We start from the raw sequence: 12165 nt of genomic DNA, 5'->3' as shown, positions 1-12165 counted from the left end.
TGGTGTCTGTGGCACGGGCGGCGACCAGTTGCCGGCAACGCCCCACACCGCACCCGCGCCCCCACAGCGCGTGCTTCGGGCTACCCATTGCCGGTCCGATCTTCTATGGTGACCTGATCCGGTTCGCATGCGGCGAACTCGATAAATCCATGATATCAAAGGCTTAAGGCTCGGATCGAAGCCTTTGGAGGGCGGTTTGACGCGGTATATTTCGACCAGGGGTGAGGCCCCGGTGCTTGGCTTCTGCGATGTGATGCTGACCGGGCTTGCCCGGGACGGTGGGCTCTACGTGCCCGAGACCTGGCCGCAGCTGTCGCACGAGACCATCGCCGGCTTCTTCGGCCGTCCCTATTGGGAGGTCGCGGTCGAGATCGTCAGGCCGTTTGTCGCCGGCGAGATTTCCGACGCCGAGCTCGGCCGCATGGCGAATGAGGCCTATGCCACGTTCCGCCATCCCGCGGTGGTGCCGCTCGATCAGGCCGGCCCGAACCAGTTCCTGCTCGAGCTGTTCCACGGGCCGACGCTGGCGTTCAAGGACGTCGCGATGCAGCTGATCTCGCGGCTGATGGATCACGTGCTGGCCAAGCGCGCGCAGCGTACCACCATCGTGGTCGCAACCTCGGGCGATACCGGGGGCGCCGCGGTCGAAGCGTTTGCCAATCTCGACAATGTCGACCTCGTCGTGCTGTTCCCGAACGGCCGCATCTCCGAGGTGCAGCGCCGCATGATGACGACGACCGGCGCTGCCAACGTCCATGCGCTGGCGATCGAAGGCACGTTCGACGATTGCCAGGCGCTGGTGAAGGAGATGTTCAACAACCATCGCTTCCGTGATGCGGTGGCGCTGTCCGGCGTCAACTCGATCAACTGGGCGCGTATCGTGGCGCAGGTGGTCTATTATTTCACCTCGGCGGTGGCGCTCGGCGCGCCGCAGCGCACGGTCGACTTCACGGTGCCGACCGGCAATTTCGGCGACATCTTCGCCGGCTATGTGGCGAAGCGCATGGGGCTGCCGATCCGCTGGCTGCGGATTGCCGCCAACGTCAACGACATCCTGCCGCGCACGCTGAAGACCGGCAATTACGAGGTGCGCGAGGTGCACGCCACGGCGTCGCCCTCGATGGACATCCAGGTGTCCTCGAATTTCGAGCGGCTGCTGTTCGAGGCGAGCGGCCGCGACGCCGATCAGGTCCGCCGCCTGATGGCCTCGCTGAAGCAGTCCGGCCGCTTCGTACTCCCGGATGCGACGCTGGCCGCGGTGCGCCGCGATTTCGATGCCGGCCGCGCCGACGAGACCGAGACGGCGGCGGCGATCCGCGCCGCCTGGCGCGAGGCCGGCGATCTGGTCGATCCGCATACCGCGGTGGCGCTCGCGGTCGCCGACCGCGACACCTCGGACTCCAAGATCCCGAACATCGTGCTGTCGACCGCGCATGCGGCCAAATTCCCCGACGCGGTCGAGGCCGCCTGCGGCGTGCGTCCGCAGCTGCCGGCCTGGCTCGGCGGGTTGATGACGAAATCCGAACACATGACGGTCATGAAGAATGATTCCGCGGAGGTCGAGCGCTTCGTGTTGTCGGTCAGCCGTGCCGCCAAGCAGGGAGTTGCCTGATGAGCGTTGAAATCACCAAGCTGCCGAGCGGTCTGACCATCGTCACCGACACCATGCCGCATCTGGAAACCGCGGCGCTTGGGGTCTGGGCCGGGGTCGGCGGGCGCGACGAGAAGCCGAACGAGCACGGCATCTCGCATCTGCTCGAACACATGGCGTTCAAGGGCACCGCGCGGCGCTCCTCACGCGAGATCGTCGAGGAGATCGAGGCGGTCGGCGGCGACCTCAATGCCGGCACCTCGACCGAGACCACCGCCTATTATGCACGGGTGATGAAGGCCGACGTGCCGCTGGCGCTCGACGTGCTCTCCGACATCCTCGCCAATCCGTCCTTCGTGCCGGACGAGCTCGAGCGCGAGAAGAGCGTCATCGTGCAGGAGATCGGCGCGGCGCAGGATACGCCCGACGACGTCGTGTTCGAGCACCTCAACGAGCTCTGCTACCCGGACCAGCCGATGGGGCGCTCGCTGCTCGGCACCGCCAAGACGCTGAAGGCCTTCAACCGCGACACGCTGCGCGGCTATCTCTCGACGCATTACCGCGCCCCGGACATGGTGGTGGCCGCCGCCGGCGCCGTCGATCACAAGCGGGTCGTCGAGGACGTGGCGCAGAAATTCGCGAGCTTCGACCCCACACCGGCGCCGAAGCCGCAGCCGGCGATGTTCGGCAAGGGCGGCTCGAAGGTCGTGCACCGCGATCTCGAGCAGGCGCATCTGACGCTGGCGCTCGAAGGCGTGCCGCAGACCGACCTGTCGCTGTTCTCGCTGCAGGTCTTCACCAACACGCTCGGCGGCGGGATGTCGTCGCGGCTGTTCCAGGAGGTGCGCGAGAAGCGCGGGCTGTGCTACTCGATCTACACCTTCCACGCCCCCTACACCGACACCGGCTTCTTCGGCCTCTACACCGGCACCGATCCCGCTGACGCGCCGGAGATGATGGAAGTCATCGTCGACGTCATCAATGACGCCGTGGAAACCCTGACCGAGGCCGAGGTGGCGCGCGCCAAGGCGCAGATGAAGGCCGGGCTGTTGATGGCCTTGGAAAGCTGTTCATCCCGGGCCGAACAGCTGGCACGCCATGTGCTGGCCTATGGCCGGCCGCAGACGGTGGAAGAACTGGTGGCGCGGATCGACGCGGTCAGCGTCGAATCGAGCCGCAACGCCGCCCGCGCGTTGCTGTCGCGCAGCCGACCCGCCGTTGTTGCCCTCGGCAGCGGAAGGGGTCTGGACACGGCGGTGTCTTTTGCGGAAGGATTGACGAAGTCGAAGGCAAAGACGCTGCTGCATTAGAAGTTACCTCTCCCCGCCTGCGGGGAGAGGTCGGATTGCGAAGCAATCCGGGTGAGGGGGTACAGGTCCCCGACAATCGGCTCGCTCGTGGAAGCAGCCCCTCACCCCGACCCTCTCCCCGCAAGGGCGGGGCGAGGGGGAAGTGAGCGGGGGAGTGTTGGGCCATGGCCCTGTTTCGTTTGCCGTCTGGTGGACCCGCTGCACTGATGCCGCGCGGTCACGGGCTGTTGCTGCGTGCGCCGCAAATGTCGGATTTCCCGCAATGGGCGCAATTGCGCGAGTTCAGCCGCGCCTATCTCACCCCATGGGAGCCGATCTGGCCCTCCGACGACCTGACCCGCGCCGGCTTCCGCCGCAGGCTGCGCCGCTACAGCGAGGATATCGCCGCCGACCGCTCCTATCCGTTCATCATCTTCCGCGAATCGGACGGGGTGATGATCGGCGGGATCACGCTCGCCAATGTCCGCCGCGGAATCGTGCAGGCCGGCACGATCGGCTATTGGGTCGGCCTGCCGCACGCCCATCGCGGCTACATGACGACGGCGCTGCGGGTGCTGCTGCCCTCGCTGTTCGGCGAGCTCAATCTGCATCGCATCGAGGCGGCCTGCATCCCCTCCAATGCGTCGTCGATCCGCGTGCTGGAGAAGTGCGGCTTCACCCGAGAGGGTCTGGCGCGGCGCTATCTCTGCATCAACGGGATCTGGCAGGACCATTTGCTGTTCGGCCTGTTGCACGAGGATTTCCGCGGCTGAATCGCAAGCCTGCCGGCTGATGGCCGGCGCCGCCCGGCGCCTTCCAGATGCTTTGCCAGATGCCTTGTTACATGCCCTTCACATGCCTTGGGTTCGCCGCCATTGGCTTGCTATAACGCCCGCGAAACGGGAACTCGGTTTGGAGATTTGAGGATATCGATGGGTGACAGGGTGATCAGGTTCGCGCTCGCGGCAGCGGTATCGATCGGTCTCGGCGCCACCCTGCTACCCTCGGCAGGCTCGGCGCAGTCGCTGAGCGATCGCTTCAAGAGCCTGTTCGGCGGCGGCTCGTCGGATTCGAAGCCGGCGACCCCGGCGGCGCCGCAGCAGCTGAACGACGCCGACGCCGAGTTGACCTGCCCGCCGGTGCAGATCCGCTCCGGGGCCTCGACCTATTCGGTGGCCGCGAACGGCAAGGAGGCGGTCGGCAACGACGTCAAGTTCCTGGCCTCGATCACGCGGACGGCGCGGCAGTGCAACCTGAATGGCGGCGTGATCACCGCCAAGATCGGGATCCAGGGACGGATCATCGTCGGTCCCCAGGGCGCGCCGCCGACCGTTCAGGTGCCGCTGCGCGTCGCCGTGGTGCTGGGCGGCGTCGGCGAGAAGACCATCGCGACCAAGGCCTACACGACCACGGTGCAGATGGACGACAGCGGCAGCGTGCCGTTCAGCCTGGTCGCCGAGGATGTCGTCTATCCGGCGCCGTCGCCGGCCGACAACGACAATTACATCTTCTATATCGGCTTCGATCCGCAGGCCCTGAAGCCGGAACCGAAGCCGCGCGCGCCGCACAAGAAGAAGTAGCAGCAGAGCGTTTTCCAGCGAACTGGGTAGCGGTTCGCGTGAAGACAACGCGTCGAAACAAGAGCGCCCGGCGCGGCGCGGACAGACTTGAACAAAGAAAAAGGCCGACGCGATGATCTCGCGCCGGCCTTTTTTTGGAAGCAGTTGTGCTCGCGTCAGTTCAGCTTGGAGCGGACCTCGGCGATGCCCTTGCCGACGAGGTCGTCGGCAACCGAGCCCTTGACCGACTGCGACAGGATGGTCGAGGCGGCGGTCACGGCGGCGTTGGCCGCGGCGGCGCGGACGTCGGCCACGGCCTGAGCCTCGGCCTGAGCGATCTTGCTCTCGGCGGTCTTGGTCCGCCGGGCGACAAAATCTTCCATCTTGGTCTTGGCTTCAGCCGCGATCCGCTCGGCTTCGGCCTTGGCGTTGGAGATGATGTCCTGGGCCTCGCGCTCCGCGCTGGCGCGGCGCGCCTTGTACTCGCCGAGCAGCTTGTTGGCCTCGTCCTTCAGACGGCGGGCGTCCTCCAGCTCGGCCTTGATGCGCTCGGCACGATGATCGAGCGCCGTCAGCAGGGTGCGATGGACGCCGAGATAGCCGAACACGACCAGCAGAATGACGAAGGCAATCGCAACCCAGGTTTCCGGTTCGTAAAACATCGTCTATCCCTTCAGCGACGCGTCGACGGCGCTGTTGACCGCATTCGCGTCCGGCGTGACGCCGGCGAGTTGCTGGACGATGGCGCCGGCCGCATCCGCCGCGATGCCGCGGACGTTGCTCATGGCGTTGGTCCTCGTCGTTGCGATCTGCTTCTCGGCGTCGGCGAGCTTGGCCGCCAGTTTCTCTTCCAGCGCCTTGCGCTCGACTTCCGAGGCCGCGTTCAGCTTCTCGCGGGTCTCGTTGCCGATCGCCTGCGCGTTGGCGCGCGCATTCGCCAGCTCGGTCTCATAGGCCTTCAGCGCCGCGTCGGACTCGTCCTTCAGCTTCTGCGCCTCGGCCAGATCGCCCTCGATCTTGTTCTGACGTGCATCGATCGTCCCGCCGACGCGCGGCAGTGCGATACGCGACACGATCAGGTAGAGCGCGACAAATGCAATCGCCAGCGACACCAGCTGCGAGGCGTAGTTGGACGAATCGAACGGCGGAAAGGTTCCGCCGTGATGTCCGCCTTCGGCCTCGGTGTGGGCGCCGGCCGCCTGGCCTTTTGCCTCGCCATGACTCTCAGCCATGGAGTTCTCCTGTTGCTGTCATGCGCGCCGCCCTTGGAACGATCCTCGGGCGGCGCGAAGGAAGTGCCGCTCAGAGCGGAACGAACAGCAGGAGCAGCGCGATCAGCAGCGAGAAGATGCCGAGCGCTTCGGTCACGGCGAAGCCGAAGATCAGGTTGCCGAACTGGCCCTGAGCGGCCGAGGGGTTACGCACCGCAGCGGCGAGGTAGTTGCCGAAGATGATGCCCACGCCGACGCCCGCACCGCCCATGCCGATGCACGCGATGCCCGCGCCGATAAGTTTTGCTGCTGCCGGTTCCATTTGTAGCTCCTTGAGAAAGATAGACAGATTGGTGGGTGGAGATTCCCCGGACCGCTTAGTGTCCCGGATGAATGGCGTCGTTGAGGTAGATGCAGGTCAGGATCGCGAACACGTAGGCCTGCAGGAACGCGACCAGCAGTTCGAGGGCGTACAGCGCAATCGTGAGCGCCAGCGGCAGCACGCCGCCGACCCAGCCGAGCGCGCCCAGCGAGAAGCCGAGCATCGCGACGAAGCCCGCGAACACCTTGAGCGCGATGTGGCCGGCCAGCATGTTGGCGAACAGACGAACGCTGTGCGAGACCGGCCGCAGGAAGAACGACAGGACCTCGATGAACATGACCAGCGGCAGGATGTAGATCGGAACGCCGGAGGGGACGAAGATCTTGAAGAATTTCAGACCGTTCTTGTAGAGGCCGTAGAACAGCACGGTGAAGAACACCAGCAGCGCAAGGGCTGCGGTCACGATCAGGTGGCTCGAGATCGTGAAGGTGTAGGGGATCACACCGACGAGGTTCGAGACGCAGAGGAACATGAAGATCGAGAAGATCAGCGGGAAGAACTTCATGCCTTCCGAGCCGGCCGTGCTGCGAATCGTGGTGGCGACGAACTCGTAGGAGATCTCGGCGACCGACTGCAGCCGTCCGGGAACCAGGTCCCGGCCGCTCGCCAGCATCAGCAGCGCAATCAGGAGCACCGCGATGAACATGTAGAGCGACGAATTGGTGAAGGCGATCGTGTGATTGCCGATGTGGCCGAGCGTGAAGAGGGGCTCGATATTGAACTGGTGGATCGGGTCGATTTTCATCCGCGCGGCTCTTGGTCCACCGGCCATCGTGCCGGTAATCGAATTTCAAATGTCGTGACTTCCCGCCAGCGCTCAGCGCTTGCCCGAGGCCACGCCTGCGGACCTCACCACGTTGACCACGCCGGCGACGAAGCCGAGCAGCGTTAACACGATGAAGCCGAATGGCGACGTCGACAGCAAACGGTCGAACCCCCAGCCAATCGCCGCTCCGACGGCAACGCCCGCGATCAGCTCCGAGGAAAGACGAAAACCGAGCGCCATCGCCGAAGCTCTGGCGGCACTGTCCCCGCTTTCAGTACCGGATTGATCAGTCTTGCTCCTGCGGCTGTCGCGAATTTCTGACAACCGATGATCGAGACTTCCGAGCCTTGCGGAAAGCGCAGCTTCGTCAGGAGGCGATTGATCGCGACTTCCATCTGCGCCGTGGTTGGTGTTCTCAGCCATGCTGCAAACACTAACCGATGCCGCGGATGATGGAAATTGCGCCCCGTCCCCGTCAAAAGCCGCGCGGACCATACTTACCGCGTCTAATCAAGTCAAGATTGCGTCGTAACCAGTTATTGCATTGATTCTGTTGGATTTATTTGGAGATATTCAAGGTCAGAGTGACGCAGTGTTCGCAGTGCAACAGCTTGTATGCTTTGAAGCGATGTTGCGTGGCTTTTCCCGCTCTGCTGGGATCATCGAAAGTCGTCGTCCCTCGTGCACTCAAGGTTCCGCATGGCGCGCCAAATCGACTACTACTTCTCGCTGCAATCGCCGTGGGCCTATATCGGCCACAAGCCCTTCACGCGGCTCGTAAGCACTTACGATCTCAAGGTAAATTACCGGCCCGTGCTGCTGGTCGATCTGTTCTCGGAGACCGGCGGGCTGCCGCTCGCCAAGCGTCATCCGGTGCGGCAGCGCTATCGGCTGATCGAGCTGCAGCGCTGGCGCGACAAGCGCGGACTGAATTTTCACCTGCAGCCGGCCAACTGGCCGTTCAACGGGCGCCTCGCCGATGGCGTCGTGATCGCGATGCTCGAAGCCGGGCTCGACCCCGAGCCGTTTCTGCAACGTGCCTATCCGGCAGTCTGGGAGCAGCAGCTCAACCTTGCCGATCCGGCAACGCTGGTGAAGCTCGCCGACGATGCAGGTCTGCCGGGCCGGCAGCTGGTGGAGCGCTCGGGCAGTGACGCTATCAGCGCGGCCTATGAGCAGAATCGGCAGAATGCATTGGACGCCGGCGTGTTCGGCTCGCCCGGATATGTGCTCGATGGCGAAGTGTTCTGGGGCCAGGACCGGATCGAATTGCTCGAGGATGCGTTGAAGTCAGGCCGCAAGCCCTATAGCTCTGTAGTTTAGGGGCAGGAATCAGGTTGAGGCGGAGCAAGCCCATGCCCATCGCGATGTCGTCCTCGAAATTGTCGATCGCAATTGCTGCCATCCTGATCTCGAGCGGTGCGGCATTGGCGCAAACCGCGCCCGATACCGAGAACGGCCGCTACGCGCTGTCGCCGGCCGGCGATGGCTTCCTGCGGCTCGACACCCGCACCGGCGCGGTGTCGACCTGCACCAATTCCAGCGCCGGCTGGGCCTGCTACATGGTGCCCGACGAGCGCGCTGCGCTGGATGCAGAGATCGGGCGCCTGCAGGCCGACAATGACAAATTGAAAGGCGAACTCGCCGCGCGCGCACCGTCGGCCAAGACCGACGAGGCGTTGCCGAAATCGGATCAACTGAAGAAGCCGGAGCCCAAGGTCGCCGAGGGCGAGCGCAAGATCGAGATCCCGCTGCCGAGCGACCGCGACATGGATCGCATGATGTCGTTCGTCGAGCGCGCCTGGCGGCGGCTGATCGAGATGGCCAACCGCGTGCAGCGCGACGTCAACGGCGGCAAGATTTAATCTTGTACTGGCGCTGTTACCACAGCGTCGTCCCGGCGAAAGCCGGGACCCATACGCCGCGGCTTCTCGATTTCGATGGCTCGGAGTTGATGTTTCGCCTAACCAATGAACATCGGTGGTTATGGGTCCCGGCCTTCGCCGGGACGACGTACAGAGAAAGCATAGATGACCTCACCGAAAACTATCACGCGCTCGGCGCCATCCTTCGTCGCGGCAACCAGCATCGTCTCATCGCGCTTGACCGTCGAAACGTCGGGCGCCGGCTTCACCGACATCACGCGCGAGGTCGCCAAATTCCTGCGCGAGGTGCGCGCCGGCGAGGGCGCGGTCACGCTGTTCATCCGTCACACCTCGGCCTCGCTGACGATCCAGGAGAATGCCGATCCGACCGTGCTGGCCGATCTGATGACGGCGCTCGATCGCACAGCGCCGGAAGACGGCGGCTGGCGTCACGACACCGAAGGTCCCGACGACATGCCGGCGCATATCAAGACCATGCTGACGGCGACCTCGCTGCAAGTCCCCGTGCTCGATGGCGAGATGGCGCTCGGCACCTGGCAGGGCATCTATCTGATCGAGCATCGCGCCAGGGCGCACCTGCGCGAGATCGTGCTGCAATTCATCGGCGCCGTGCGCTGACGCGTTCGAACAGCAAACAAAATGACATCGGCCGCGGATCGCTCCGCGGCCGATGCATTTTGAGCGAGGCGTCGACTGGTCAGGTCTTGGTGATGTCGACGTCCTTGGTTTCCGGGATGAACAGCGCGCCGACCACGACGGTGATTGCCGCGAAGATGACCGGATACCAGAGACCGGAGTAGATATCGCCGGTCGAGGCGGTGATCGCGAACGCGGTCGCCGGGAGCAGGCCGCCGAACCAGCCGTTGCCGATATGATAGGGCAGCGACATCGAGGTGTAGCGGATGCGGGTCGGGAACAGTTCGACCAGCATGGCGGCGATCGGGCCGTAGACCATGGTGACGTAGATCACCAGGATGAACAGCAGCCCGATGATCGCGGCCACTTGCGGACGGAAGATGTCGAACGGGTTCGACATCTTCACGATGCCGGCGTCACCCGCCTTCGGATAGCCCGCCGCCTGCACCGCCGCCAGGATGGCGGGGTTCGACGTCTTGGCGTCCGTGTACGGCACCTCCTTGTCGTTGACCGTGATCTTCACGGGCGAGCCGGCCGGGCCCGGCACGGTGGTGTACTTCACGGACGACTGGGCGAGGAAGGCGCGGGCGGTGTCGCAAGGCGCCGAGAAGACGCGGGTGCCGACCGGGTTGAACAGATCGCCGCAGCCGGCGGGATCGGCCACGACCTGCACCTTGATCGTCTCATAGGCCTTTTCCAGCGCCGGGTTGGCGTTGGTCGTGATCATCTTGAAGATCGGGAACAGGGTGAGTGCGCCGATCAGGCAGCCGGCCAGGATGATCGGCTTACGGCCGATCTTGTCCGACAGCGCGCCGAACACCAGGAAGAAGCCGGTGCCGAGCAGCAGCGACCAGGCGATCAGGAGGTTGGCGGTGTAGCCGTCCACCTTCAGGATCGATTGCAGGAAGAACAGCGCGTAGAACTGGCCCGTGTACCAGATCACCGCCTGGCCCATGGTGAGGCCGAGCAAGGCGAGGATCACGATCTTGGCGTTGCTCCAGGTCGCGAAGGCCTCGGTCAGCGGCGCCTTGGAGGTCTTGCCTTCCTCCTTCATCCGCTGGAACACCGGCGATTCGTTCAGTCGCAGACGGATCCAGACCGAGATGCCGAGCAGCAGCACCGACACCAGGAACGGAATACGCCAGCCCCAATCGGCGAAGTCCTTCTCGCCGGTGAAGGTTCGGGTGAACAGGATCACCAGCAGCGACAGGAACAATCCCAGGGTTGCCGTGGTCTGGATGAAGGAGGTGTAGTAGCCGCGCTTGCCCTGTGGCGCATGCTCGGCGACGTAGGTCGCTGCACCGCCATACTCGCCGCCGAGCGCGAGACCCTGCAGCAGGCGGAGCGAGATCAGGATGATCGGCGCGGCGATGCCGATGGTCTTGGCGCTGGGCAACAGACCGACGATGAAGGTCGACATGCCCATGATCAGGATGGTGACGAGGAAGGTGTATTTGCGGCCGACGATGTCGCCGACCCGGCCGAACACGATCGCGCCGAACGGACGAACCAGGAAGCCCGCGGCGAACGCCAGCAACGCGAAGATGTCGCGGGTCGCCGGCGGGTAGTCGGAGAAGAATTGTGCGCCGATGATGCCGGCCAGCGAACCGTAGAGGTAGAAGTCGTACCACTCGAACACGGTGCCGAGCGACGATGCGAGGATGACGAAACGCTCATCCTTCGTCATGCCGGCGGGCCGCGCCGAGGTTGCAGTCATTGTGGACATCTGGATAGCTCCCCCCGAATTATTGCTGATGCTCGCCCCCGGCAGGCGGGTTAGGCCCGAATGAGCCTTAGGCTTAAATTGAGGGTAACATCGCAGTGAAACCGGCCCCAATAAGACTTTTGGCTTTTGCACGCTTGAACTTATCTTTGGAGGCGAGAGCTGGATGGAACGCCCCGGCGTGCGTCTATTGCGGCGCACAAGCTCGGCCGGTTAACTGCGTTGGCATCTGGTATTTTCGAGCCCTTGCGTGATACTGCCGCGCGGGCGACAACCGAACGGCGCGGGCTTGCCCGCTTGTGGGACTGAGATGACTGCTGCTGCCAATACTCATCTTGTCATCGCCGACGACCATCCGCTGTTCCGCGATGCGTTGCGTCAGGCGGTGTCGAGCGTCGTGAGTTCGGCCACGATCAGCGAGGCCGGATCGTTCGAGGACCTGACTGCGCTCCTGGAGCGGGACTCCGAGGTCGACCTGATCCTGCTCGACTTGAGCATGCCGGGGATCAGCGGCTTTTCCGGCCTGATCTATCTGCGGGCGCAATATCCGGCCATCCCGGTGGTCATCGTCTCCGCCAGCGACGATGCCGGAACCATCCGCCGTTCGCTCGACTTCGGCGCCTCCGGTTTCATCCCCAAGCGCTTCGGCGTCGAGACGCTGCGGGATGCCATCATGAAGGTGATGGAGGGCGACGTCTGGGTTCCGCCGGACACCGATCTGTCGGCGGCCGGCGATCCCGACATGACGCGGCTGCGCGACCGTCTGGTCACGCTGACCCCGCAGCAGGTGCGGGTGCTGATGATGCTGTCCGAGGGGTTGCTCAACAAGCAGATCGCCTACGAGCTCGGCGTCTCCGAAGCGACCATCAAGGCCCATGTCTCCGCCATCCTGCAGAAGCTCGGCGTTGAAAGCCGAACCCAAGCCGTGATCGCCGCCGCCAAGATCGCCGGCGGCCAATGGCGCCAGGGCACGCCGTCGACTTAGTCCCGGGCAACTCCAGCTGCGATTGCCGGGCTCGAATCACGGCATTGCGAGCCAACGGGTGGCGCGCATGCGCGCCCGATGGCAGGCGTCCGCGAAGCCGTCCGGCTCTCCACTCAAAGTGCGCGTTGGTCGAAAAC

The 12165-nt window shown here is 64.4% G+C and carries 14 protein-coding genes; 8 read left to right on the top strand and 6 right to left on the bottom strand.

Annotation, left to right across the window (positions count from 1 at the left end; genetic code table 11):
* The first annotated feature begins 196 nt into the window (after positions 1-196).
* The 4 genes from thrC to QDT69_RS26320 all read left to right on the top strand — a co-directional run bounded on the left by thrC (position 197) and on the right by QDT69_RS26320 (position 4460).
* Positions 197-1612, top strand: a complete 1416-nt coding sequence (thrC, locus tag QDT69_RS26335) for a threonine synthase (RefSeq protein WP_279709391.1) — start codon at positions 197-199, stop codon at positions 1610-1612.
* Entirely contained in the window at positions 1612-2901 is a 1290-nt protein-coding gene (locus QDT69_RS26330) for a pitrilysin family protein (RefSeq protein ID WP_279709390.1), read from the top strand. The genes thrC and QDT69_RS26330 overlap by 1 nt, the downstream gene beginning before the upstream one ends.
* A gap of 164 nt (positions 2902-3065) precedes the next feature.
* Positions 3066-3653, top strand: a complete 588-nt coding sequence (locus QDT69_RS26325) for a GNAT family protein (RefSeq protein ID WP_021076543.1) — start codon at positions 3066-3068, stop codon at positions 3651-3653.
* 159 nt (positions 3654-3812) lie between these two features.
* Entirely contained in the window at positions 3813-4460 is a 648-nt protein-coding gene (locus QDT69_RS26320; RefSeq protein WP_279709389.1) for a hypothetical protein, read from the top strand.
* Positions 4461-4615: 155 nt separating this feature from the next.
* Here the strand turns inward: QDT69_RS26320 and QDT69_RS26315 are convergent, their stop codons facing one another.
* The 5 genes from QDT69_RS26315 to QDT69_RS26295 form a co-directional block, all read right to left on the bottom strand.
* Entirely contained in the window at positions 4616-5101 is a 486-nt protein-coding gene (locus QDT69_RS26315; protein WP_074129611.1) for an ATP F0F1 synthase subunit B, read from the bottom strand.
* Positions 5102-5104: 3 nt separating this feature from the next.
* The gene (locus tag QDT69_RS26310) at positions 5105-5671 is read right to left on the bottom strand and encodes a F0F1 ATP synthase subunit B (RefSeq protein ID WP_279709388.1); all 567 of its coding nucleotides are present in this window, start codon (positions 5669-5671) and stop codon (positions 5105-5107) included.
* Between the two features lie 70 nt (positions 5672-5741).
* Positions 5742-5972, bottom strand: a complete 231-nt coding sequence (locus QDT69_RS26305) for a F0F1 ATP synthase subunit C (RefSeq protein ID WP_016847054.1) — start codon at positions 5970-5972, stop codon at positions 5742-5744.
* A 55-nt stretch (positions 5973-6027) separates the two neighbouring features.
* Complete coding sequence (locus QDT69_RS26300) at positions 6028-6777, bottom strand: F0F1 ATP synthase subunit A (RefSeq protein ID WP_074129613.1); 750 nt, start codon at positions 6775-6777, stop codon at positions 6028-6030.
* 72 nt (positions 6778-6849) lie between these two features.
* Positions 6850-7221, bottom strand: coding sequence for an AtpZ/AtpI family protein (locus QDT69_RS26295; protein WP_279709385.1), 372 nt, complete (start codon positions 7219-7221; stop codon positions 6850-6852).
* 276 nt (positions 7222-7497) lie between these two features.
* Here QDT69_RS26295 and QDT69_RS26290 point away from each other — a divergent pair, with 276 nt between their 5' ends.
* From QDT69_RS26290 to QDT69_RS26280, 3 genes are all read left to right on the top strand, one after another.
* A complete protein-coding gene (locus QDT69_RS26290) occupies positions 7498-8121 on the top strand; it encodes a 2-hydroxychromene-2-carboxylate isomerase (protein ID WP_279709384.1) in 624 nt (207 codons plus the stop codon).
* A gap of 32 nt (positions 8122-8153) precedes the next feature.
* Positions 8154-8663 carry a hypothetical protein gene (locus tag QDT69_RS26285; protein WP_279709383.1) on the top strand — a complete coding sequence of 170 codons (510 nt, stop codon included), beginning with the start codon at positions 8154-8156 and terminating at the stop codon, positions 8661-8663.
* Positions 8664-8828: 165 nt separating this feature from the next.
* The gene (locus tag QDT69_RS26280; protein WP_279709382.1) at positions 8829-9302 is read left to right on the top strand and encodes a secondary thiamine-phosphate synthase enzyme YjbQ; all 474 of its coding nucleotides are present in this window, start codon (positions 8829-8831) and stop codon (positions 9300-9302) included.
* 79 nt (positions 9303-9381) lie between these two features.
* Here QDT69_RS26280 and QDT69_RS26275 read toward each other — a convergent pair whose 3' ends face one another.
* Positions 9382-11046 (bottom strand): MFS transporter, encoded by a 1665-nt coding sequence (locus tag QDT69_RS26275; RefSeq protein ID WP_279709380.1) that lies wholly within the window; start codon positions 11044-11046, stop codon positions 9382-9384.
* Positions 11047-11353: 307 nt separating this feature from the next.
* Between QDT69_RS26275 and QDT69_RS26270 the strand changes: the two genes are divergently transcribed.
* The gene (locus QDT69_RS26270; protein WP_146988348.1) at positions 11354-12028 is read left to right on the top strand and encodes a response regulator transcription factor; all 675 of its coding nucleotides are present in this window, start codon (positions 11354-11356) and stop codon (positions 12026-12028) included.
* Positions 12029-12165 lie beyond the last annotated feature (137 nt).

This window comes from Bradyrhizobium sp. CER78 (assembly GCF_029846235.1).
Lineage (GTDB): Bacteria > Pseudomonadota > Alphaproteobacteria > Rhizobiales > Xanthobacteraceae > Bradyrhizobium.
This window is presented reverse-complemented; position numbering and strand designations above follow the sequence as displayed.

Bases quoted from the DNA above. Each gene is read 5' to 3' on its own strand.
- QDT69_RS26315 (WP_074129611.1), bottom strand. From the start codon at position 5,101: ATGTTTTACGAACCGGAAACCTGGGTTGCGATTGCCTTCGTCATTCTG.
- QDT69_RS26290 (WP_279709384.1), top strand. From the start codon at position 7,498: ATGGCGCGCCAAATCGACTACTACTTCTCGCTGCAATCGCCGTGGGCC.
- QDT69_RS26305 (WP_016847054.1), bottom strand. From the start codon at position 5,972: ATGGAACCGGCAGCAGCAAAACTTATCGGCGCGGGCATCGCGTGCATC.
- QDT69_RS26275 (WP_279709380.1), bottom strand. From the start codon at position 11,046: ATGTCCACAATGACTGCAACCTCGGCGCGGCCCGCCGGCATGACGAAG.
- QDT69_RS26285 (WP_279709383.1), top strand. From the start codon at position 8,154: ATGCCCATCGCGATGTCGTCCTCGAAATTGTCGATCGCAATTGCTGCC.
- QDT69_RS26310 (WP_279709388.1), bottom strand. From the start codon at position 5,671: ATGGCTGAGAGTCATGGCGAGGCAAAAGGCCAGGCGGCCGGCGCCCAC.
- QDT69_RS26330 (WP_279709390.1), top strand. From the start codon at position 1,612: ATGAGCGTTGAAATCACCAAGCTGCCGAGCGGTCTGACCATCGTCACC.
- QDT69_RS26295 (WP_279709385.1), bottom strand. From the start codon at position 7,221: ATGGCTGAGAACACCAACCACGGCGCAGATGGAAGTCGCGATCAATCG.
- QDT69_RS26300 (WP_074129613.1), bottom strand. From the start codon at position 6,777: ATGAAAATCGACCCGATCCACCAGTTCAATATCGAGCCCCTCTTCACG.
- QDT69_RS26320 (WP_279709389.1), top strand. From the start codon at position 3,813: ATGGGTGACAGGGTGATCAGGTTCGCGCTCGCGGCAGCGGTATCGATC.
- QDT69_RS26280 (WP_279709382.1), top strand. From the start codon at position 8,829: ATGACCTCACCGAAAACTATCACGCGCTCGGCGCCATCCTTCGTCGCG.
- QDT69_RS26270 (WP_146988348.1), top strand. From the start codon at position 11,354: ATGACTGCTGCTGCCAATACTCATCTTGTCATCGCCGACGACCATCCG.
- QDT69_RS26325 (WP_021076543.1), top strand. From the start codon at position 3,066: ATGGCCCTGTTTCGTTTGCCGTCTGGTGGACCCGCTGCACTGATGCCG.